Source organism: Bacillus sp. HMA207 (genome assembly GCF_003402455.1).
GTDB classification, from domain to species: domain Bacteria; phylum Bacillota; class Bacilli; order Bacillales; family Bacillaceae_G; genus Bacillus_A; species Bacillus_A cereus.
The window spans coordinates 357,320-378,209 of record NZ_BEZT01000001.1 but is presented as its reverse complement, the minus strand read 5'-3'; the positions used below and the strand labels follow the sequence as shown (position 1 = coordinate 378,209).

Below are 20,890 nucleotides of genomic sequence, written 5' to 3'. Positions count from 1 at the left end.
TGCTTAATATCAAAGGAAAGGTCGCAAATATTAAGCATGAACTACACTTATAACCCAAACAAAAAACCTTGTTATCAAAAGATAACAAGGTTTTTTTAGCGTCCCAGGAGAGATTCGAACTCCCGAACCAATCTATAAAACTTGCGTCATAATAGCCTATACATTTCAGAAATTGAAACATTCCAGTTTTCGGTCAAGTGACCTTTAAAAAAAATCTTACCTTATTATATATGCTACCGTCAAGGCAAATCTTTATCGCACTCATATAGTGTAAATACATTGATATATACTTCGATACACCGTCTCTAGAATCTACTCTTCTTACTGAATCACTTCATGATTGCCTTTGTTGTCCTGATAATCTGCGGAAATCATCTTGTCATTTTTGTATTTGATACGTATCTTCTGACCTGAGTCGCCACTAAACTCGTAGATTACGCCACCGTCAGAGCTTGTCCATCCTTTAGCTGATTCCCTCTGAAGAGTCCTGTAAGTCTTTTCGATAGACATCCCAACTTTCAAATCTTTAAAGCCGTCTTTATCGACACGAGATGGTATATTCGTCTTTTCCCACTCGATAGAAATCGGACGAACCTCCTGACCTGCATTACTGGAGATTGACGTATTAGCTTCTTGACGTAGGGTCTTTAGCTCCGCTTGAAGAGCATCAATCTTTTGATCCTTTTCCTGAAGTTGTGCTTCAAGTTCTGCATTATTACCGCATCCTACTAAGCTTGTCGATGCTACCGTTACTACTGTTAGCACTTTTACCTTTTTAAATAATTTCATGTTTAAGTTCCTCCTATTTCTATACTTATAACATTATAGTCATATATTCCGTTCCAATCTATACACTTACAGAACTCTCTCAAGTCTATTCTCCACTCAAAAAATGATACAATCTATAGTATAAACCTAAGGAAGTGATTCGATATGAGTAAAAAAAGAGAAGATGTAAAGATAAAAGTAACTACTAAGGGAACTTTTAACGCTCAAGCTATGGCTGAGGCAATTGCAAATCTTGTAAAACGAGACATCTCTTAGACGGTAAAACAGGTAAATCATAATATAGAAGACTCCAAAGCCTAAATCCCCTGACGATAACAAAGAATAAACCCTTTGGGAGTCTTCTTTATAAAGGTTATACCTTAGATTAATGCACCAAGTACTTCTAAGTTATATTCTCTTCCTCAATTAGTAAATTGATGTATGATGACATCTCGGAGAATGTAGCATCACTTATCAAACCATCAATATGTAGTTCTTTTATTTGAGATTGCGCTTCTAGTAATCTTTCTAATGAATGCATTATTTATTCCCTCCAAAGATTGCTTTTAGTAGAGCATCAGCTAGTCCGAAGACTAGACTCAACACTCCGGATACAATGCTCATTACTGCTGAAATCATTAAGTATATTATTGATAGGACGAATGCCGTTATCACTTTTAAATCTCCTTCCACTCAACTTTCTTGATGATTCCCATATTTTCATTAATGACAAGCTTCATATTACCGTTAAAGTAGACATGATTCACAGAGCCATCATTTAGTACCGTTGTTTGGCTTGTAAGTGGTAGCTCCATATCATAAGACACTAAAGAATCCCCAACTTTTATAGAATCGGCAAGCTTCTTTGAAGGCAATATCTCAAGTTTAGCCTCCATGAGCTTTCTAAGAGTGTCACGTTGTGCGCCTTCGGGAACTGCTCTGAGTTTCTCTTCCATGCTCTTCTCAAGTTCTTTCCGTTGATTAGCTCTAAGAGTAGCTTCCTCATCGATCGATTTCTCTTCTTCAGAGCCCTCCTCATCTTTCTCAACTTCCAGAGGTCTCTCCTCAGGAGGATTTTCCTTTGCATAGGCTTCAGCTTTCTCTTTTTCCTCCTTTGCAAAGAACTCCTTGAGCTTATCAGCAAACTCATTGCGCTCCTCTACTAAGTTGTTATAGTCCTCAACGAGCTTATCATTTTCAGTTTTGTAGTAGTTTAGGCTACTTGCATAGCAAGCCGAAAGTCCGATGAATGCTAACGGGACTAAAACCCATTTCATGATACGCTTTGCGCCTTTCGTTCCTAGTGGCGCTTTAGGATCTTTCTGAGTGTTTTCCGCATCTGTTAATTTATCTAAGTTTGTCATTGTGTTTTCCCTCCAAATTACTCATATATTTCCTTTTAATCAATTAAGTTACTTTTACTAGTATAGATACCCTATGACCCTATTTCAAGTATAGTCAGTTATTCACATCTGACTCATCCTGAATATGTGATAATATACGAATATATAAATGTTAATCCGTTTATATGTAAAATAAAAAGGAGCATCTAAGCTCCCCCTCTGCTAGGTATTCCATATCCTCGGATGTCTTCTCCGTCTAGCATCTTCCAGTCCTTCACCTACATAGCGTTTACGTGGTGGAGTAATACAGCATTGTCTGTATCTCTTACAGATTGCCTCAATTGGACTTCTGCTTGCATCTCTAGAGAGAGCCTGAAGATTTTACTCATCAGCTCCCTCGGTAGCCAATAGATTCACATACGGAGCAATCTCTTCCGTTTCCTCAGAGCGTTTGATTTGATTCTCAAGAGATAGAATTTCACAGTTCATTGCTTGAATGTTTTCTACTGAGAACATCTTCTGTAAGTCTTCAGCCTTCTTAGTGATTCCTTTCTTACGTTGTTCAGGGCTTGAATACTTCTGAGAGCCGTAAGGTTCATTAGTGTCCACATGCTCGGCTAACTCTCGGAATAATTCAATTCGTTGACCTGCTGAAGTTTCTTTCAAATGGTAGTAACGGTCAGACTTGCTCACTTGAGGCATGTCATTTGCTTCTAAGCGTCCATAGAGAACTGGCATAGCTTGTCTTAAAGCTTGCTTGTCCGTCAAGGTTAACTCTGAGTACACTTCAGGAGTTAAATCCTTTACATTTTTCACTCGTGAAGCTCCATCTGTCTCAACGATGACGGGATGCCCATCCAGCATAATTAAGTTCTGAGCGTTCTGGTCACTCCCGTGTACTAAGTCACGATACATATCTTTCAAGCTCCCAAGGTCTGCCTTCATCTCATTTAGCTTTTTAGTGTATGCTTCCTGCTCCTTCGTAGCCATTGCCATCATGCGGCGACCTACTGAACTATTTAAGAATGATTGGATTTGTTGAGTTGTATTCATGATTAATTTCCTTCTTTCGATTAGTTTTGTTTTTGCTGCAAATTGATTTACTCTGGGATTAATACTCAAGGTAGTCACCGTCTGGGGTAATATCTTTTCGCGTCTTTGGTGGGACATAGTAGGGGTTAAGCTCGTCAAGTCCTTCGATATCAACGACAATATTTACAGGTTGAGAATCTCTTGAAGACTCAGGCTCGACTAACTTGTGATACTTATAAAGTAAATCCAAGGCTTTTAAGCGATCCCGATTGCTCACCTTCAGGGTATGTACTTCCCCAGTCTTCATATTGACAACTTCGTCACCTTCACAGTTTCCTCGGGCTATATCCGTTGCAAGTGAAAGGGCTTCTTGATGGCTTGTAACTTGCCAAAATGAGCGTTGATTCATGAGAGCCGTATAGTATGAACGGATCAGAGGGTCATTTTGTAGCCTGTAGCCATATGCAGTTGAGATTCCAGCTTCTTCACATGCTTTAGCTACATTAAGATTATTCTTGACTAAGGCATGTACAAAGTTTTGCCTCTTGGTTGATAGTTTTGATGTTAATTCGATAGGGATTTCAACTAGTGTCTCTCGGAGGTTATCCGTAGTAGAGGGACTTTTGAGGATGAGGGATTTTTCAGAGGGGTCTAGGAAGTTATGAGCCATTTGCTTCACCGCCTAGTATGTGAGCTGAGAGCTCTTCCAGTTTATCTAATCCAGTATTAAGTTTGTAGAGATCTGAGCTCGTAAGTTTGAGGGTCTCAATAATCTTTGATGCTGTTGCTGATTGTTGACGGTAAGATCCCTCTCCAGAAAATAACCTATAAATATATCTGCGGTTTATTCCTACCCGTTCAGCAAAGCTTTTTACAGTCTCATTCGTCACTATGATATATGAGAGGATCGCTCGCGCTTCTGTCTCTATTCGCTTGTCACTTTTGACTGTTAATTTAAGTTTGGTCATGTAGTTCTTTCCTTTCTATTTTGTCTCATGTGGGCTAATTTCAGCCTAATGAAAAGCACTCCGTTATGGAATGCCCTTCAGTAGACTAGGGAGTTCCCTGTTCCCAAGCCTATTTGATTCAAAGGAATCTCGCGCGAGTTTCTCAACTGGCTTCAATGACAATAAAAATTCTACTAGTAAAACCATTCATTTTCAGCTCATAAGCTGCTACAAAATATCTAGGAAGCAAATATCCGTATATTTTGTGGGGGTTATTCCCCGTTCAAGCCTCGAATCATTAAAGGGTCAAAGCCTCAACGGGAAACACCTTGTAGGCGTCTCTCGTACTATTAGACACTACCCATACATACAACTGAGGTAAGAACCTCATAGAAAGCACTGTAATGAGGTGTTAAGAATGCCCTCTATGAGACTCTCAAGGTCTCATGTGAGTATCTAGTGAAAATATTCTACTAGGGGAGATTGGAGAGCCTGAGCCCTCCTGAATAATGGAATCAAAACAAGTTAAATTGTAACGTGATATAGTCTCATATGAGCTTTCAGCGTAGCTCTTGACTACTATTTAATTTTCTCACGATAGACGTATTCTGACAAGTTTTTATTTTCAAAATAGTTTTAATGTGATATGATTAATAGTTTACTTTCCGTCTGTGAATGTATGAGACTCTCAGGAGCTTGACGGCTTTCATGCTTTCCTCCCCTGATCCACCTTCCAAGCGCCTAAATCGTATAGGGGTAAAATTTTTGGGGTTTCCTGAATTTCAATTTTTGAGATTTTCTGTAGGTTGATACTCACATCTGAAATGGCTCGGATTTTAAAGACCCCCCACCTTCCAAGCGCTTGAAAGTTTTTTCTTTTTTGCTCGCTCGAAAGAATTTTTTACTTTATTTTTGTAAGTGACTTATTATTTTTACTGGTAATAAGATTTATTATGTAAACTAATTTCGAAGTCGTCAAAGTCCTTTCACTCTTACTCTCCCAACGATTCGCGAAGTTTTTCGTCAATTGTTGAATAATCGTATCGTCTTCTCAATCGCTCAATCATTCGTGAAAATCGTATGAATATGCATATAAGAAGCTATCTCACAGCATTCTATCAATCATTTATGCATTATCTTATACACTCTCAAGAGCCTCCTCACAGCCGTCTGTATATGTTCTGCATAGAGTATAACTCAGCTCTCAGGACTCAGCTTTCAGCCCTAGCATATAAGACTAGCATTCCAGCCTAGCTATTTAGACTGAGATTATAGGTCTGAGCTTTAGGCTCTCAGATTGGCTTATAGGCTTCCCTTCTAGCCGTACTATATAGGATTTTCTAGGCTTCTGATCTGAGAGAGCTAGACGGCTTCTTGTACAGCTTCTAAGGACTAGGCTTTCAGTCTGAGCTGAGAAGGGTCATGCAAGCCTCTGAATCTTTAAATAGAGGGCTCTCAGGTGTCTCATGCGTTGATAGTCTTCAAAGCTCATTCTCTGGAGATTAGTCCGCATAGATCACATTCAATCAAGTATAGTCTTTCCAGATTCTACTATAAAGAGAGTAACTGTAAGATTATTACATATATAGAGTAGGCTTCTCGTCTGAGATACAGACATGTACTTTATACTTTAAAGGTTAGGACTCCGTCCTGTACTCGCTCACACTCCTCCATATCTCTATGTATATTTTATAATAAGCATCTATTTGAACGGCTGCACGATTACCTACAGAATTAATAATGCTAGTGGACGGGAATGAAATGAGCGTCAGACGGAACAGCGTGACGGCTCTATGTCTTCAAGTTTATAAATCTATATCTATAAAGTATCTACTAACAAGATATAAAGAAGATAATCTCACCTCAAACACCTCTGATCCTTACTCCCCCAAGGAATGCCCCTATTTTCAAAGTGGACATTTTTTAGAGTTCAAAGGGCTCTAAGTGGACAAAATTTAGACTTGATAGGATTAGTCATCAGTGATAATCTATCTATAGATATAAGAAACCCCCAAGCCTTGGAGGGACTTAGGGGTTTGACCGTACGGTTCAGAACTTGGAGGGACTGTCTCGTACTCGTAAAAAGATTTTAGTGTTTAACTCGTTTTAACAATATGATTTACTCGTGAGGTCGTCCGCTATCTGTTGGGCGACTTTTTCTATATCTTCTAAAGTCACCTTATCAGACTGACGGCTTACTAGACTTGGACTCAAACAGATTACATCTATTGTGCTTGAAATCTCAATCGTTGCTCTGTTACGCTTAAACCTAGTCATCATTCTTGGAAGCTTATCTTTGTTGTATCCTAACTTCTCAATAATATCTTTCCGTCTCCATACTTTAATCTTGCTGACATCCATCTCAGTAGGGTTCTCACATAGGATATGTGTCTTCCAATGAAAATGAGGTAACAAATCTGCAAAGAGCCCTAATTCCTTTAGGTTGAATGTTTGGATTAAATCCCTTACAGCTAACTTGAAGACCTTCACAAACTGTTTCTTGTCCCCCGACGGCTTTCCGCAAGTGTATAACATATCAGTAAACTTTATAATTTTGTCTCTACCTGACTTCTCCAGTATAATAGCTCCAATACTCTCACATTCGTCTAGAATCCTGTTAGCCGTCTTCACTGATTTCCCTATAAGCTTAGCAAACTTCTTATTAGTCAGTTCCGCACCTTTGGTATCGTGACACTTTCCCTCTCCTTCAAATTCTAGGAATGTACTCATTATCAGCAGAGAGCCTTTCTGTATATCTGTTAGGCTTTGACCTTGGCTCACATGATTGACTGTATTTTGCCATGCAAAGTGCTTCTTATCTTGCCTCTCTCGCTTATCTCTGTATGCGTCCATTTGATTCTTTTGTCCTTCTGATAAGATCGTCATCCCCTTACTCACTAGATGCTCAATCATTTGTTGTTCGGTCATACTCATTCTTTTTCGTTCCTTTCTACATTTTTTTCATCCTCCAACTTATCATTAGTGACATATCCATACAAGGCTTTTGTATCAAATTGTCCCCCTTGATTACCTCCAACTATTCTGTAAAGTTTTTATTTACGAATAACATCAAAATCTAACGGTACATATAAATATTTATTAGAACAAAAGAAAACAGCTAAGTAGAATTTACTTAGCTGTTGATATCATTTAATCTCTCTTGTATTTTCACTAATAAATTATGTTCCTCTGACAAAAACTTTTTCGCTTGCATTTTTACTAATAAATCATGTTATAATGTAAACAGATAGTTAACTCTTAAAAAGAGCGACTTTCCCATGTTATCAAAATTCAAATATTTTGTAAACAAAAAACGGAAGATTTCTGCATAAAAGAGTTAGCAATATACGTAAACTAAAAAGACAGAAGCCTGAGAAACTCCTGTCTTTAGTAACCCATCACTATTCTGAGAAAATAGATGGTGCGGTTAAATCATCCATATGTTATTTTTCATTGCGGGAATCATCCTTATCTTTCTGAGGGAATAGGATGATTTTCGCTTTTTTATATAGGTAATTTCCAACTAACGTTCCCGTCTTGACTCCAACAACACCAACCAAACCTTTTGCGAACCCAATCAAGAATACTGTACCTAACATTCCGAACATAATATCACCTCCTCTCCCCAAAAAAATGGAAAGAGGGATGAAAAACCGCAAAATCTACAATAGTGTGCTAGAGTTACTTTTCATACCAATTCATATTATGTAAATTCTTGGTGACTTCTGTATATATTGTATTACGTTTCAAAATAAGACACAAGATATATGTATAAATTCTTTCTTTTATTAACTTTTACTTTTCGACATGATAGTCGTTTTTCTTTTAATAGAATAGCTATAAAACAACATTCTAAAACTCATGTCAATACAATGCTTTCCCAAAAAAGTTGTCAACGAATTTAACCTTATTTTTAAAAAAGTTACCAATATATTTTGTCATAAAACGGCAAATGCTGGAGGAATATACTTCTCCAGTGTCATACAAAAAGAACTGATATGAAACGAGAATCCGTTCTAAAAAAAACGATTACATTTATCAATTTTACTTTATTAAATATTATATACTTTCGTTGATCGTTACATAATAACAGATAACCATTGTAAGAAAAGATTATTATTATAGAATTTAACTTTATTTACGAACGTGGGTTTTTGAATATGTATAAATTACTTGCCCACCGCGTTACGTGTTCTCAATAATATTTTTAAAATCTTCCCAACTTACTACAACTTTCCTAAACATATAAAATACATTTTCCGTTGCAATATACTCCTTTATCTCACCATTTTTTCATCTGTTTTAAAATTGCAATTACTTATATTGTTTTTTCATCCTACACCTTTATATGTACCAGATAACTCAAATTTTGAGACATTAATTTTCATTCTTAATACAAATCCTCTTATAATTGCCTATGACTCCTTTTTGTCGGCAACCTCTTCATTTCCCCTATGATCGGAGTAGCTGATGATATTTTCTTTAAAAGGTGTTGACTTTAGGTCTTCCCTTCACTGAGCATGGCTTAGATTGCTTAAGCAACGGCTTGGACAGAAAATATCTACCTTACATCGCAAAAACAAAAGTTAAAGCAACATAAAAGTAGATGCCTTAATACTGAGCTAGGATGAGTTGTTGAAGAATCCGTATCGTATCACCTTGTTTAAACACAGGGATTCCTCCCTCAACAGACTTTCTACTCACAAAGCTTGTCCTATGAGCTTATATCTATCCGTTGCCACCTGTCTCGCAAGACACCAAGCAGCCGCCGAACCTTTAATGGTCGTTCGCACCTAGACTATCCCCAGTGCAAACAAGGAAGCACTTCATCGGGCATACGCTTAACTTTCTGACATCGGCTTAGCGAACCTGTTCAAGTGTTTAGCGTGGTGTTAGGTCATTCCCACGTTCGGAAATCACTGAACTCAGCAGCTAAAAAAGGCAGCACTTAAGAAGCCTTGCATCTCTCGAATTTTTTCGATAAAATGAAGGTACTGAATTTACGGGATTATCCGTTATTTAGTTTTAAGCTGAAATTTAGGGTTACGGACTGCGCCAACAGTCTACCCTGCAAGGAGCATCCGCCAAGATGCTCTTATTTTATTTACAAGAAGTTTCTAAGACTTTCAGCTACTTCTTCCTTATCTAAATGCAAATATCTTGTTGTAACGGCTAGATCACTATGACCAAGAGCCTTAGAGATTAGAGCTATATTTGCTCCCTTCTTAAGTAAATTCTTCGCAAACCCTCTCCGTAAGGCATGAGGATTTATATTCTTCAGACCGTAATCCTTAGAATGTTTACTCAGCCTCTTAGTTATATTGTTATTTGTCGGACTCGTAGCGATCCGCCCTCCATTTTTCGTAATGAATAAGTAATCATTCTTTACATTGCACTCTTTCCTGATAATGTCGTTTTGCTTCATAAGAGCACCTAAGACTCTAGCAAGAATATCATCAAAGGGTAAATGTATAGATTCATGATTCTTAATGATTCCACCGTCAATACGTAAAACTTTATTTTCTAAGTTCACATGTTTATGCTCCAATTGAGACAACGTCCCAACTCGTACCCCTGTCTGATACATAAGCAATACGGATGCAGCATCCCTCAATTCTATGAAGCGAGTTAAATCTAACATAGAAAGCAGAAGATTAATTTCCCTATCCGTGGCACCCTCTTTCACAGGGCTATCAACCTTTATTTTGACACTCTTCCAAAAGTTAAACTCAATCCAACCATTATCGAAGCAACGTCCTAGAAACGCCTTGAGGCACTTCAAACGAGTTAATTTAGTTTGATTACTAACATTCATGGATGAAAGCCACAAATAGATGTGCTCAACGGTCAACTCTTGGAGAAACTGAGCACCCGTCACACTCATAAAATGACCAACATGCAACTCATAGTCGCTAATAGTACGGTCACGCAAGCCCGTTGCTCTCATTTGACGTATCACCGTAGAAAGAGCCTTCTCAATAGATAGTCCCTTCACCTGTTTCCTTTCCAGCTTCCTGTCAAAAACATTTGATAAGTCTTCACTAACCGTTAAAGAATCTCGTCTTTTAGACATAAAAAAATAAGCCTCCTAACTCGATGTTGACCGCACACTGTACGTTTCAACTTTCGAATTAAAAGACTTATTTGACGGGGTTTACTACCCGATTGTTAGCGTCCCAGGAGAGATTCGAACTCCCGACCGTACGCTTAGAAGGCGTATGCTCTATCCGGCTGAGCTACTGGGACATGGAGCGGGTGAAGAGAATCGAACTCTCGACCAGAGCTTGGAAGGCTCTTGTTTTACCACTAAACTACACCCGCATATGTTATTTTCTTTTCTTCGTTAGCGCCGTTGCCCTATCGACAATATTTATTATATGTATAACCACACATAAAGTCAACACCTTTTTTAAAAGAGGATAAATTTTCTTATCCTCTTTTAAAAACTGCCTGTTCAACTAGTTGTCCGTCTAACGTTTCAAAACGAACTTCCATTTGATTTTCATCCATTTCTAATAAAGCAAATGTCTTTTCTACACGCTGACGTGGTAATAAAATACTGCCTGGATTAATAAATAAAACGCCCTCGATTAATTCCGCACCTAATACGTGAGAATGTCCGAAGCATGCAACTTGTGCTCCCACTTCTTCAGCATGGTACGCTAGCGTTTGTAATGTCATTTTCACATTATGGCGATGTCCATGCACAACTAAGAAGCGAATTCCATCTACATCAGTTACAATTTCATCTTGAAAGTTAGCATAATCACAGTTTCCTTTTACAACATGGAAACCTTGCAGTTCTTCATGAGCAGATGTTAGCTCTGAATCACCGCAATGAATCATGATATCTACTTTCCCTTCATACTTCTCTTTCAACTGCTGTAATTCCTTCACAGAGCTATGACTATCGCTTACGATTAAAGCTTTCATCATTCTCTCTCCCTTATTCTCCTAAAAACCATTCCGGGATTTTTTCTTCTAACTTACGAAGAGCACGTCCGCGGTGACTAATAGCATTTTTTTCATCTGAACTTAATTCCGCCATTGCTTTTTTGTACTCTTCCACATAAAAGATCGGATCGTATCCAAAGCCATTTTCTCCGCGGCGTTGTTCTAAAATAAATCCTTCACATGTCCCGTTTACAATGACAGGCTTTTTATCACCTTCAGGGAAAGCTACTGCTAATGCACAGTAGAAGCGAGCTTTACGCTTATCAAACGGTATTTCATTTAATTCCTGTAAAACTTTATCAATATTCGCTTGATCATCTTTTGGCTCTCCAGCAAAACGAGCTGAATACACGCCTGGTTTCCCGTTTAACGCATCTACAATAAGACCTGAATCATCCGCAATTACAATTGCATTCAACTGTCTACTCAAACTATCCGCTTTTAAGATCGCATTTTCTTCAAATGTTTCACCAGTTTCTTCGACTTCTTCAATATGAGGAAAATCGTGTAATGATTTCACTTCTAAATCAAATCGCTCAAATAACTCAGCAAATTCACGTACTTTCCCCATATTTTTTGTCGCTACAACAACTTGTTTCATACTTTCCACCTCTACTCTATATGAGATACGATGTCACCTAACGCTTCTTTTTGCATATCAATCAGTTGGAAAATGCCTTGTTCTGCTGCATCAAGTAATTCATTTAACTGCGCTCTACTAAACGTCGCTTCTTCTCCAGTTCCTTGCACTTCAACGAACTGACCTTTTCCAGTCATAATTACATTCATATCAACGTCTGCTTTAGAATCTTCTGCATAGTTTAAATCTAAAACAACACCTTGCTCTTCAACAATTCCTACTGATGTTGCTGCTAAATAATCTTTTACTGGAATTTTAGATACTTTTTCTGCTTGTAATAATTTCTCGAAAGCTAATACCATCGCTACATATGCACCTGTAATAGAAGCTGTTCTCGTTCCACCATCTGCTTGGATGACATCACAGTCAATCCAAACTGTTCTCTCGCCAAGCGCTTCTAAATCAACTACCGCACGTAATGCTCGTCCTATTAAGCGCTGGATTTCCATTGTACGTCCTGTTACTTTCCCTTTGCTTGACTCCCTAATTGTACGTTGTTCTGTCGCACGTGGAATCATCGCATATTCAGCTGTTACCCAGCCCTTTCCTTCTCCACGCATAAATGGCGGGACACGCTCTTCAATTGTCGCTGAGCAAATTACCTTTGTATCCCCAACCTCAATTAACACTGATCCTTCTGGATGTTTTAAATAATTCGTATGAATATGTATATGGCGTAATTCTGTTTTCTCTCTACCATCTACTCGCATAAAAATAACCTCCTCATAACTACTTGTTAGTATAGCCAAATTTAAATGTATGATATGTATACAATAAAAGAAGAGGAACCCAAAAAGCAATTCCTCTTTCTTACTTAAGTATATCAAATTATTGACGATTAAAAACTACCTGTATTCACGTTTTCTGGACGATCTACAGGTTTTATTAACTTTCCGCCCTTTTCATCTATAAGATTTGCTTTTCCATTCACTTCAATAGAAATATTTTTCACACCTTTCTTTTCTGTTAAAGATAAAACTAACGACTTCAATACGTAATTTGAGATCATATTTTTATCTGGGTTTACAAATATATTTTCATTAAAGTTTAATGTAAGATTTCCGTCTTGTAATTTCGGATTCGTAATAAGCTTAACGCCTGGATTAAAATCATTCAGGAGCGATTGATGGATCGGACCTTTTACAAGTTCATCTATAATTGTTGCATAGTCATTTTCTTTACCTTCCGCAACGCGGCGTGTGACTGGTACGTAGTATTGCTGTTTATTATTATTTTGCGCCATAAAATACAGTGTAACTGGTTTTGTATTTGTTACATCTGCTACTTGTTCATCATCGAAGTTAATACCATTTGCACGGCTCACTCCTTCACCAAGCGGTGTACCACCAACCGGCATCTTTGCCAATTTCTCACCATTTATTTGGAACTGCACTTGTTTTATCTCTGTAAATTGCGTCAACGTCCAAGCTATAGATTCAACGATTTGACGCTCTTCTTCTTTCGCATAGTTTTTCATTTCTTTAGAGAAATCAATAACTGCCGTTCCGTCCTTTTTCAAATCTAAGGTCATCGTTGTATTCGCCGGAATGACTGCACGAAACCCATTCGGTAATAAATTCGTTACCGGTCCATCTTTCACAAGGTATTCTAACGTTTGCTTCACAGTCTCATTTGCTTTCGGAGTAGGTATAGCTAACGTTTGTGGTACAACATAACCATTTTTATCAACAAGGTATAGTTCTCTATTTACCATTTGCCCTTGCTTATCTTTTTTAGCTACTTCTTTCTTCCCACCCTCTGTATACGTAACTTGTTTTGGCGGATCAATTTGTTCAGTTGCTTTCTCTTGATTTATAAAGCCACACCCTGTTAGTAAAACAGCACTCACAGTAGCACCAACAACCCATTTAAAAGTGGATTTAGGCATGCCATTCCCCCCTAAAATCTAAGTTTGTACTATTATGTATACGAGCTGTTTCACGTTTTAGAACAAGCTGCGCCTCTTATAAATTGAAACTTTAATCAACAGGGGTCTTACTCCCCAGCAAATAGCAAGATAAAACAAAAACTCCTGATTTCTCAGGAGCTCACTTATATAAATTCTACTATTATTCTTTTTCTAAATGAATATGCTTCACATTTTCAATCGGTTGACCGAACCATTTTGATGCAATTTCTTTAAACAAGCCTATTTTTCCTGTTGTTAAGAAGAGATGATCGCTTTGTTCTTCTCCTTCATTCAACATTTTACTATGATATAAGATTGTACTTACTTCACGTGCTGTTTCATCACCAGAACTAATTAGTTGCACTTTATCTCCCATTACTTTTTTAATAACAGGTCCTAAAATCGGATAATGTGTACACCCTAATATAAGTGTATCAATATCGGTACTTTTCAGTGGTTGCAACGTTTCTCTTACAACTTCATACGCCATTTCACTTTCGAAATTCCCACTCTCTACAAGTTCAACGAAAGGTGGACAAGCTAAACTTTCTACCATAACACGGTTATTAATAGACTTTAACGCCTCTTCGTATGCACCACTTTTCACCGTTCCAATCGTTCCAATAATCCCAACGTGATACGTGTTTGTCACTTTTAAAGCTGTACGTGATCCTGGGTGAATAACTCCTACTACTGGAATTGGTAATTGTTTTTGCATCTCTTCTAATACAACTGCAGTTGCTGTATTACACGCAATAACTAACATTTTAATATTTAAATCTAGTAAATGCTCTGTCATTTCCCACGTAAATTGACGTACTTCTTCTCGAGAACGTGGACCATAAGGACAACGTGCTGTATCTCCTAAATATATGATACGCTCTTTCGGCAACTGACGAATTAATTCCTTCGCTACTGTTAAACCGCCAACTCCTGAATCGATAACACCGATTGCTCTATTCAACTTCATCACCCGTTTTCTCATTCATCATCTTTTATGTTTATCATTATATTTTACACACTTTAAGTTCGCTCACTTCAAATGCTTCTGTATGAAAATTTTCATTTTCCCATGTATAGACTAGGACCTTTTTTATTTTGCTCCTTTTTTTCGTAATTTGCAAGATAGAAAAATAACCGACCTTCTATAAGAAAGTCGGTTTCTTCTATATAAAGTGCATATTCATTGCTCCATCTTTTTTTGAAAAGAAGACATTCCCATTAATAAGAAGAAATGAGCAACAATTAAAATGACGATCAAAATAAAATTCAATCGATAACTATTTGTAGATTCCATAATTTTGCTCGCTACAGCTGGTCCAAATGCCATACCGAAAAAGTTAATTAAATTATATAAACCAAGACCGACTCCAACTTTAGCTGGATTTAATGTTTTCGGGATAAATGTGTTTAATGATACTTGAATTGCCGAATAACTCATAAATGTTAAAATAACCGCAAATAAAATAAAGAGTAAGTTCCCGTCCGGAATAATCCCTAAAATTAAAAAGCCAATGATCATAACTACAGAAGCTACATACATCATCTTCACATTCCCAAACGAAGGAATAATCTTTCCGGTAATAAAACTAGATACAATACCAAAGAGAGATGCAATAAACAATACAATTCCAATAACGAATGGAGACAATCCATGTCCTCTTCCTAACAGTAATGGTAATAATAATAAACTAGCACATAACGCCACATTAATGATAAATCCGACCGCTATTAAACGAAGTAATGGTTTATTTGTAAATAACTCAATATCAATAAACGGCGACTCCGTTCTCTTCATATGAGCCTTAAATAAAAATAGAAAAACAACAGATAACACAAAAAGCCAACTATTAATATTAACTCCTAATAAAATGGTCGTAATCAATACAAATAATAAAACTGCTCCAATGAAATCAAAGCGAAACACTTCATCTGTATGTCGCGCCTCTTCTGGCATAAATTTTACGAGTAAGAAAATACCAATCATTGAAATAACCATAAATAAAAATAAATACGGCCACCCTAACGTATTTGTAATTGCCCCACCTACTAAAGGTCCAATACCAACCGCTAATGCAATAGAAGAACTAATCATTGCTAACGCACCTGGTTTTTTAGCTGGAGCAACTAATTTCGCCACCGCAATCATACTAAGCGCAATAAACGCTGCTCCGCCGCTCGCCTGCACTAACCTTGCGAAAATGATAATTTCATAAGATTGATTCACAAATCCAACAATAGAACCAGCTACAAATATGATAATAGAAATAATTAATAGTCTTTTTACACTGTAACGATCAGCCAGCTTTCCATATATTATCGAACCAATACCGACAACTAAGGAATACCCTACTACAACCCAGCTTACTTTCGATTGACTAATTGATAAATCATTGGCAATATCCTCTAGCGCTACATTAAATAACACAGCGTTCATCGGTCCTAACAAAACAATAAAACATAATGTAAAAACAAACCATTTCGAATGGTTTCTTATATCTTTCCCCATGTGTAACACTCTCCTGATTGCAATTTTAAAACTGTCAAACTATAGATAAAAAAATGAAGTTATTTAAATGTTGTAACACCACTAAACAACTTCATTAAATGTGTAAAAGTTGCTAATTTATCGCGCGATAAAGTGAAACTTTAATCAGTGAGGTTTGTGTTCATCCCCCACTGATTATTAGCCCTCACCAATCGGGCTTTTACGGGCAGCCCAACCCCCACCTAACTTCTTTGCTTCCGCTGAATTTTGAGATGGGGTCTTACTGCCCGTTAATGCGGGGTAAATTGAATTCGAAACGAAACACGTATGTTGTTCGATATTCATGGAACTATCATAGTTTCAGCATTACAGTTTGTCAACGAAAAAAATATACAAAGTAAACTAATTAAGCCTTTTTAGTTTACTTTGTTCAAAAGTTATTATACACTAATTTCGAAGCCGATATAAGGAGGACTGGCATGATTATTCAAATTTACATTTTTTAACTTAATAAAATGAAACGCATACAGAACTTTTATATAGAAGAGACATTATAGGAGGATTATGATGAAGAGAAAAATGTTAGTTGTATTAACAAGCGTAGAAAAATATCCAAATTTAAATAGGGCTACCGGACTTTGGCTTGGTGAAGCTGTACATTTCGTAAAAAAAGTAGAAGAAGCGGGTTACGAAGTTGATTACGTCAGTCCACAAGGCGGTTATACACCAATTGATCCACATAGTTTAGCAATGGCGGAGAGCATCGATTGGGAATGGTATCAAAAGAAAGAGTTTATGAATCGCCTCGGTTCTACAATGAAACCAAGTGAAGTGAATCCAGAAGACTACGCTGTTATTTATTACGCAGGTGGCCACGGGGTTATTTGGGACTTCCCAGAAAATAAAGAACTTCAAAATATTAGCCGCAATATTTATGAAAACGGCGGAATTGTTTCTTCCGTTTGTCATGGAGCTGCTGGTTTATTTCATATTACATTAAGCAATGGGGATCGTTTAATTAGCGGTAAGAAGGTAACAGGCTTTTCAAATGAAGAAGAAAAATTAGCTGAATTAGATCAATTCGTTCCATTTTTAACAGAAGATGAACTCATTAAAAATGGAGGACTTTACGAAAAAGCCGCGCAACCGTGGGAAGCTTATGCTCTAGAAGATAATCGTGTTATCACTGGTCAAAACCCAGCTTCAGGTGATCCAGTAGCCGAATTAGTATTAAAACAGTTGCAAAAATAATATGTACTAAAAAAGCAGATTCTCCTCTATTAAGGGAGATCTGCTTTTTTACGAAATCATTTGCAAAATAGCAATAATTTCTTTTTCAATTTCAGAATCATCAATTGCTTCTATATACTCTGGTTTAAAAAGTTGATACTTCTTTAATTGATAAAAATCAAGTATCGCTTTCTTTAACGTAATATCGTACTGAATACAAAAAGAATGATCTATAATACGTCTTAACATCACATCATCTTGTACCATAAATAATTGTGCATTCATTTTATTAAAATAACCTTGTTCCATACCCGCTTCAAAAAACATTTGCAAATTATGATTACGATTTTGTTGGGCAGCGACTAATTGATCCGACAAATGCGGATATGCTTCTTTCAAATCTTGCAAAAAAACATCCGAAATATATGTCACACATTTTAAAGAATGGATAAACGTCTTTTGGAAACGTTCTGTAAATGACATACTTTCATCTTGATTATCCGCATCACCTTCGAGTAGATAGTTCATGAAATCCTCTACTACCACCTCAATAATTTCATCTTTCGAAGAAAAACGTTTATATAAAGTAGCTTTACTAATATCCATATATTTCGCAATTTCATCTATTTTCAATTGGCTAAAACTTGTCTTTCTAATAATGGGCTTTATTTTATTAATATAAGTATTTGCACATGCGACTTTTCTCATTTAAAAGAGCCTCCCCTTTTGTCCATACAAAATAGTATAGCAAATTCACGAATGATTATAAATGAAGTTATTATACTCATTATGCCTTTTTAGTTTATTACATTTTCATATACTATACATAAAAAACTATAATCAATTATTACCAACTGGACGGTTACAAACCAATTTTGAGGCGGGAATTTTAGAATAAAGTGAAACTTTAATCAGTGGGAGTTTTGTTCATCCCCCACTGATTATTAGCCCTCACCAATCGCGGTCCTACTACCTGGAAAATAGAGGGATAAAAATACCCACTACCTTTGTTAGTAGCGGGTACTTTTTCTATAATTTATTTACAGCCCTTTTTATAGCCTTACCTATTTCCACGCTAGACTGTGGATTTTGTCCTGTAATTAAATGACCATCTACTACTACATGCGGCGTAAAATTGGGGGCTACATAAAACAAAGCTCCTTCTTCTTTCAACTTACTTTCTAGCAAAAACGGAACGCGCTTTTCTAAATGTACAGCTCTTTCTTCATCGTTTGTATAACCTATTATACGCTTACCCGCAACAAAAAACGAGCCATCCTTATTTTTCACACCGACTAAAGAGCTTACTCCGTGACAAACAGCCGCTACAATCCGGTTATTGTTATACATATTCTCAATCAAATTTGCTACATATGGATTACCTGGAAAATCTACAATCGCCCCGTGCCCACCACCAAATAAAACCGCATCATAATCCGAAAAATGAACATTTGAAATCGGCCTCGTATTTTGCAATAAAGAAGCTACATGCTTGAATTCGCGAGGTATACCATTCGGAATAGACACTCTATCTATAGGTACTCTCCCGCCTTTTATTGACACAATATCAACATCAAACTTAGCCTTTTTTAATACATGATAAGGAGCTGCGAGCTCTTCAAGCCACAAACCAGTCGGGTGTCCATTCATATCATGAGCACTTGTTGAAACTAACAGTATCCTTTTCAACATATCCCCTCCTTATTACCTATTTATGTATGAAACGTTTTTATCATTCATATAGCAAGTGAAGCAAACAAAAAAATAGCCGACTTTTATATAAAAGTCGGCTGCTTTCTTATAATTCGAGCTCTCCCATACGAAGAAGCTCCACAACTGCTTGTGAACGTCCTTTAACCCCTAGCTTTTGCATTGCGTTTGAGATGTGGTTGCGAACTGTCTTTTCACTTATAAAAAGTTCACCTGCAATTTCCTTCGTTGTTTTATCTTGAACCAGCAATTCAAATACTTCTCTCTCTCTCTTTGTGAGTAAAGGTTTAGATTGATACGCTTTTTCCTTCAACTGGTATAACCCTCCTTGCTTAAGCCAGAGCTGTGTATGTGTAAGTTGGGTGTTTATTTAGTCAAGATATTGTATGAACGAAATGTGCAGGTGGTGAATGAAAATGGGCTTTATTTCCTATGTTATTTTAGACTTTTATACAGTGCGTACACTCTTTTTATCCACTTACTTTCCAACGCGCCATATTTGTTCTAGCAATATACTTACAACCGTACCTACGAATAAACCATTACCGAATATATATTGCATAACAGACGGCAAGGATTGGAGTACTCCAGACGGTAAAAACATAACGCCGCTGCCAAATAATACTGCAACGCCTAAAATCGTCACATTCCTTTCACTCATCGGCACTTGTTTTATATTATTAAATCCAATTCCAATTAACTGTACGAACGAAGCCATTAAAACAGCCGATGCGACAGCTGATGGTAAAGATGCTAAGTAACGAATAATACTTGGAAAAAGAGACATTACGACTAGTAACGCACATGCCATTAAGAACGATCGTATATACTTTTGTTTTGTTAAACGTATAAATCCTGCCGTTGCTGGTAACGGAACGACACCTACAGTTGAAAATACAGAAGAGATGATATGCGAAATCCCTCCAACCCATGTTCCATCTTTCAACTGTTTTTGTTCAATAGTCGCTTTATGAATAGTTGCTTGATTAATTGCTATAATAGCTGCCACCGTATTCGAAACTAAAATACATACCATAACAAAACTTGATACAGCCATACCTGTATTCCATTTTGGAAGTCCCCAAGCAAATATATGTGGAAGTTGCACAAAATGAGTTACTTGAGATGGGATTGTCACTTTTCCTGCAATGAGAAAAATAACCCACCCACTAATTAATCCTATTAAAACTGCATAACTTTTGACAAAGCCTTTTCCAAAATTAGATAGTATAATAACGAACAGAAATATACTAAACGCGATCATTGCTGTAAATCCGTCGATTTGAGAAATAGTAGCTGTAATTCCTAACATTCCTTTTAAAAATACACCACTTAATTGTAAACATAATAAAAGTAAAAACGTCCCTGTCACAAGCGGCGTAAATAAAAATAAAATACGTCCTATAAAACCAGTTACTCCTAATCCTATTAGAATAACACCGGAGATTATCATTCCTAATTCTAAAATTTGCAGTGTACTATGTAATTGATCTTGTCCGGCCGTTGCATAAGCAAGTACGGTAAATACACCAACCCAAGATCCAGCCGGCCCATCCGCAATTGGCAGTCTATGCCCAAGCCATCCTTGTAAAAAAGAAGATATACCAACTACAAAAAACGTACGCTGCATTAAATAAAATATTTCTTCCGTCGTAAGATGAAATAATCCGCCAACGACAATTGGTAGTGCGATTGAATTTGCTAATAAAAATATAAACCATTGTAAAGTTCCCATAATATGATTTTGGTTATGTTGATTGTCCAATTTTTTCATCCCTTCTAGCTTTCCTATAAAAATATATTGTAAGAATAAAAAAGAAGAGTTCTATACTCACCATTAGAACCCTCCTCAAAATATTTAAACGATTC

At 36.9% G+C, this 20,890-nt stretch carries 20 protein-coding genes and 2 tRNA genes; 1 reads left to right on the top strand and 21 read right to left on the bottom strand.

Features of this window, described 5'->3' with window-relative positions:
• Positions 1-321: 321 nt before the first annotated feature.
• The 17 genes from HMAS_RS02105 to HMAS_RS02030 all read right to left on the bottom strand — a co-directional run bounded on the left by HMAS_RS02105 (position 322) and on the right by HMAS_RS02030 (position 16,102).
• On the bottom strand, positions 322-789 hold the full coding sequence (locus HMAS_RS02105) for a hypothetical protein (RefSeq protein WP_116344692.1): 468 nt from the start codon (positions 787-789) through the stop codon (positions 322-324).
• 519 nt (positions 790-1,308) lie between these two features.
• On the bottom strand, positions 1,309-1,443 hold the full coding sequence (locus HMAS_RS28205) for a hypothetical protein (RefSeq protein WP_281994044.1): 135 nt from the start codon (positions 1,441-1,443) through the stop codon (positions 1,309-1,311).
• 2 nt (positions 1,444-1,445) lie between these two features.
• On the bottom strand, positions 1,446-2,132 hold the full coding sequence (locus tag HMAS_RS02100) for a hypothetical protein (protein WP_116344691.1): 687 nt from the start codon (positions 2,130-2,132) through the stop codon (positions 1,446-1,448).
• A gap of 360 nt (positions 2,133-2,492) precedes the next feature.
• The gene (locus HMAS_RS02095) at positions 2,493-3,164 is read right to left on the bottom strand and encodes a hypothetical protein (protein ID WP_116344991.1); all 672 of its coding nucleotides are present in this window, start codon (positions 3,162-3,164) and stop codon (positions 2,493-2,495) included.
• 58 nt (positions 3,165-3,222) lie between these two features.
• The gene (locus HMAS_RS02090) at positions 3,223-3,813 is read right to left on the bottom strand and encodes a terminase small subunit (protein WP_078186173.1); all 591 of its coding nucleotides are present in this window, start codon (positions 3,811-3,813) and stop codon (positions 3,223-3,225) included.
• Positions 3,803-4,111 (bottom strand): hypothetical protein, encoded by a 309-nt coding sequence (locus HMAS_RS02085; RefSeq protein ID WP_078186174.1) that lies wholly within the window; start codon positions 4,109-4,111, stop codon positions 3,803-3,805. Before HMAS_RS02085 ends, HMAS_RS02090 begins: the two co-directional genes overlap by 11 nt.
• Before the next feature lie 2,085 nt (positions 4,112-6,196).
• Positions 6,197-7,018 (bottom strand): hypothetical protein, encoded by an 822-nt coding sequence (locus HMAS_RS02080; protein WP_205420389.1) that lies wholly within the window; start codon positions 7,016-7,018, stop codon positions 6,197-6,199.
• Positions 7,019-7,533: 515 nt separating this feature from the next.
• Complete coding sequence (locus tag HMAS_RS27590; RefSeq protein ID WP_157671342.1) at positions 7,534-7,698, bottom strand: hypothetical protein; 165 nt, start codon at positions 7,696-7,698, stop codon at positions 7,534-7,536.
• Between the two features lie 1,496 nt (positions 7,699-9,194).
• Positions 9,195-10,163: a tyrosine-type recombinase/integrase gene (locus tag HMAS_RS02070; RefSeq protein ID WP_116344689.1), complete on the bottom strand. Its 969-nt coding sequence runs from the start codon at positions 10,161-10,163 to the stop codon at positions 9,195-9,197.
• 99 nt (positions 10,164-10,262) lie between these two features.
• Positions 10,263-10,336 (bottom strand) — tRNA-Arg (locus HMAS_RS02065).
• 1 nt (position 10,337) lies between these two features.
• Positions 10,338-10,411, bottom strand: a tRNA-Gly gene (locus HMAS_RS02060).
• Positions 10,412-10,519: 108 nt separating this feature from the next.
• Positions 10,520-11,023, bottom strand: coding sequence for a metallophosphoesterase (locus HMAS_RS02055; RefSeq protein ID WP_000645511.1), 504 nt, complete (start codon positions 11,021-11,023; stop codon positions 10,520-10,522).
• A 13-nt stretch (positions 11,024-11,036) separates the two neighbouring features.
• A complete protein-coding gene (locus tag HMAS_RS02050) occupies positions 11,037-11,645 on the bottom strand; it encodes an XTP/dITP diphosphatase (protein ID WP_000815939.1) in 609 nt (202 codons plus the stop codon).
• A gap of 11 nt (positions 11,646-11,656) precedes the next feature.
• Complete coding sequence (gene rph, locus HMAS_RS02045) at positions 11,657-12,394, bottom strand: ribonuclease PH (protein WP_001261765.1); 738 nt, start codon at positions 12,392-12,394, stop codon at positions 11,657-11,659.
• A gap of 128 nt (positions 12,395-12,522) precedes the next feature.
• Positions 12,523-13,572, bottom strand: a complete 1,050-nt coding sequence (gene gerM / locus HMAS_RS02040) for a spore germination protein GerM (protein WP_001126748.1) — start codon at positions 13,570-13,572, stop codon at positions 12,523-12,525.
• A 181-nt stretch (positions 13,573-13,753) separates the two neighbouring features.
• On the bottom strand, positions 13,754-14,563 hold the full coding sequence (gene racE / locus HMAS_RS02035; protein ID WP_000774005.1) for a glutamate racemase: 810 nt from the start codon (positions 14,561-14,563) through the stop codon (positions 13,754-13,756).
• Positions 14,564-14,776: 213 nt separating this feature from the next.
• A complete protein-coding gene (locus tag HMAS_RS02030; protein ID WP_000513858.1) occupies positions 14,777-16,102 on the bottom strand; it encodes an MFS transporter in 1,326 nt (441 codons plus the stop codon).
• Between the two features lie 546 nt (positions 16,103-16,648).
• On the opposite strand from HMAS_RS02030, the gene HMAS_RS02020 reads away from it, so the two are divergent.
• Entirely contained in the window at positions 16,649-17,332 is a 684-nt protein-coding gene (locus HMAS_RS02020) for a type 1 glutamine amidotransferase domain-containing protein (RefSeq protein ID WP_046393011.1), read from the top strand.
• 48 nt (positions 17,333-17,380) lie between these two features.
• Here the strand turns inward: HMAS_RS02020 and HMAS_RS02015 are convergent, their stop codons facing one another.
• The 4 genes from HMAS_RS02015 to HMAS_RS02000 form a co-directional block, all read right to left on the bottom strand.
• The gene (locus tag HMAS_RS02015; protein ID WP_070179516.1) at positions 17,381-18,019 is read right to left on the bottom strand and encodes a TetR/AcrR family transcriptional regulator; all 639 of its coding nucleotides are present in this window, start codon (positions 18,017-18,019) and stop codon (positions 17,381-17,383) included.
• 321 nt (positions 18,020-18,340) lie between these two features.
• The gene (locus HMAS_RS02010; RefSeq protein WP_070179517.1) at positions 18,341-19,003 is read right to left on the bottom strand and encodes a type 1 glutamine amidotransferase domain-containing protein; all 663 of its coding nucleotides are present in this window, start codon (positions 19,001-19,003) and stop codon (positions 18,341-18,343) included.
• A gap of 106 nt (positions 19,004-19,109) precedes the next feature.
• On the bottom strand, positions 19,110-19,334 hold the full coding sequence (gene gerE, locus HMAS_RS02005; RefSeq protein WP_000659484.1) for a spore germination transcription factor GerE: 225 nt from the start codon (positions 19,332-19,334) through the stop codon (positions 19,110-19,112).
• Between the two features lie 165 nt (positions 19,335-19,499).
• Positions 19,500-20,795 (bottom strand): purine/pyrimidine permease, encoded by a 1,296-nt coding sequence (locus HMAS_RS02000; protein ID WP_025710198.1) that lies wholly within the window; start codon positions 20,793-20,795, stop codon positions 19,500-19,502.
• Positions 20,796-20,890: the final 95 nt, after the last annotated feature.

Coding starts and splice junctions, on each gene's coding strand:
- HMAS_RS02105 (WP_116344692.1), bottom strand. CDS start 789: ATGAAATTATTTAAAAAGGTAAAAGTGCTAACAGTAGTAACGGTAGCA.
- HMAS_RS02100 (WP_116344691.1), bottom strand. CDS start 2,132: ATGACAAACTTAGATAAATTAACAGATGCGGAAAACACTCAGAAAGAT.
- HMAS_RS02095 (WP_116344991.1), bottom strand. CDS start 3,164: ATGAATACAACTCAACAAATCCAATCATTCTTAAATAGTTCAGTAGGT.
- HMAS_RS02090 (WP_078186173.1), bottom strand. CDS start 3,813: ATGGCTCATAACTTCCTAGACCCCTCTGAAAAATCCCTCATCCTCAAA.
- HMAS_RS02085 (WP_078186174.1), bottom strand. CDS start 4,111: ATGACCAAACTTAAATTAACAGTCAAAAGTGACAAGCGAATAGAGACA.
- HMAS_RS02080 (WP_205420389.1), bottom strand. CDS start 7,018: ATGACCGAACAACAAATGATTGAGCATCTAGTGAGTAAGGGGATGACG.
- HMAS_RS27590 (WP_157671342.1), bottom strand. CDS start 7,698: ATGTTCGGAATGTTAGGTACAGTATTCTTGATTGGGTTCGCAAAAGGT.
- HMAS_RS02070 (WP_116344689.1), bottom strand. CDS start 10,163: ATGTCTAAAAGACGAGATTCTTTAACGGTTAGTGAAGACTTATCAAAT.
- HMAS_RS02055 (WP_000645511.1), bottom strand. CDS start 11,023: ATGAAAGCTTTAATCGTAAGCGATAGTCATAGCTCTGTGAAGGAATTA.
- HMAS_RS02050 (WP_000815939.1), bottom strand. CDS start 11,645: ATGAAACAAGTTGTTGTAGCGACAAAAAATATGGGGAAAGTACGTGAA.
- rph (WP_001261765.1), bottom strand. CDS start 12,394: ATGCGAGTAGATGGTAGAGAGAAAACAGAATTACGCCATATACATATT.
- gerM (WP_001126748.1), bottom strand. CDS start 13,572: ATGCCTAAATCCACTTTTAAATGGGTTGTTGGTGCTACTGTGAGTGCT.
- racE (WP_000774005.1), bottom strand. CDS start 14,563: ATGAAGTTGAATAGAGCAATCGGTGTTATCGATTCAGGAGTTGGCGGT.
- HMAS_RS02030 (WP_000513858.1), bottom strand. CDS start 16,102: ATGGGGAAAGATATAAGAAACCATTCGAAATGGTTTGTTTTTACATTA.
- HMAS_RS02020 (WP_046393011.1), top strand. CDS start 16,649: ATGAAGAGAAAAATGTTAGTTGTATTAACAAGCGTAGAAAAATATCCA.
- HMAS_RS02015 (WP_070179516.1), bottom strand. CDS start 18,019: ATGAGAAAAGTCGCATGTGCAAATACTTATATTAATAAAATAAAGCCC.
- HMAS_RS02010 (WP_070179517.1), bottom strand. CDS start 19,003: ATGTTGAAAAGGATACTGTTAGTTTCAACAAGTGCTCATGATATGAAT.
- HMAS_RS02000 (WP_025710198.1), bottom strand. CDS start 20,795: ATGAAAAAATTGGACAATCAACATAACCAAAATCATATTATGGGAACT.